1 protein-coding gene is annotated in these 1,115 nt (G+C 66.5%); it reads right to left on the reverse strand.

Annotated features, from left to right (window positions below):
- Positions 1-160: 160 nt before the first annotated feature.
- Positions 161-1,042: a phosphate ABC transporter permease PstA gene (gene pstA, locus ALA01S_RS31140; protein WP_238456035.1), complete on the reverse strand. Its 882-nt coding sequence runs from the start codon at positions 1,040-1,042 to the stop codon at positions 161-163.
- Between the last annotated feature and the right edge of the window lie 73 nt (positions 1,043-1,115).

The raw sequence follows: 1,115 nt of genomic DNA on the forward strand, positions 1-1,115 counted from the left end.
CTTTCCTCTCCGGGATGTCGAGATTGATGTGCTTGAGCGCGAGGAAGTTGCCGTAATAGAAGCGCAGGTCCCGCACGGAGAGCTTGGCCTGCTCGTGTGCAGGCAGCGCGTAGTCGAGCTCGGTTTGTTGGGCGACGGCGGCGTTCATGGTGCTTGTGTGTCAGTGCTTTTGCCGCAGCAGCACGCGCGCGGCGATGTTGAGCGCGAGCACGCCCATCGTGATGAGGAAGACGCCCGCCCAAGCCAACTCCTGCCAGTTCTGGTAGGGGCTCATGGCGAACTTGAAGATGGTCACCGGCAGGCTGGCCAGCGGCTGCGTCAGGTCGGCGTTCCAGAACTGGTTGGACAGCGCGGTGAAGAGCAGCGGCGCGGTTTCGCCGGAAACGCGTGCCAACGCCAGCAGCACGCCGGTGAGCACGCCGGAGCGCGCGGCCTTGAGCGTGACGGCGCCGATCACTTTCCACTTGGGCGTACCCAGGGCATAGGCCGCCTCGCGCAGCGCGTTGGGCACCAGCGAGAGCATGTTCTCCGTGGTGCGCACGACGATCGGGATGACGATGAGCGTGAGCGCCAGTACGCCGGCCCAGCCTGAAAATCCCTTGGTGGTCGTCACCACCACCGAGTAGACGAAGAGGCCGATGACGATGGAGGGCGCCGACAGCAGGATGTCGTTGATGAAGCGCGTGGCGCCGCCCAACCAGCCCTTGCGCCCGTACTCGGCGAGGTAGATGCCGGCCATCACGCCCACGGGCGTACCGATCAGCGTGGCCAGGCCCACCATGAGCAGCGAGCCGAACAAGGCGTTGGCCAGGCCACCGCCCTCAGATTGCGGCGCGGGCGTCATCTGCGTGAACACTTGCAGCGACAGCGCGGGCAGGCCCAGGCGCAGCGTCTCCCACAGGATCCAGACCAGCCAGAACACGCCGAAGGCCATGGCGGCCAGGGCCAGGGCCAGAGCGACGGCGTTGGTGCGCTTGCGCGCGCGGTGCTTGGCCAGGCGGCGTGCGTCCAGGGACAAGGTCGTGACAGTCATGGGTTTCATGCTCATGCGCGCGCTCCCTCGCCCTTCTTCAGGCGCGCCAGCAGCAGCCGGGAAAGCACCAGCACCACGAAGG

The sequence above is a fragment of the Azohydromonas lata NBRC 102462 genome, from assembly GCF_001571085.1.
GTDB classification, from domain to species: domain Bacteria; phylum Pseudomonadota; class Gammaproteobacteria; order Burkholderiales; family Burkholderiaceae_C; genus Azohydromonas; species Azohydromonas lata.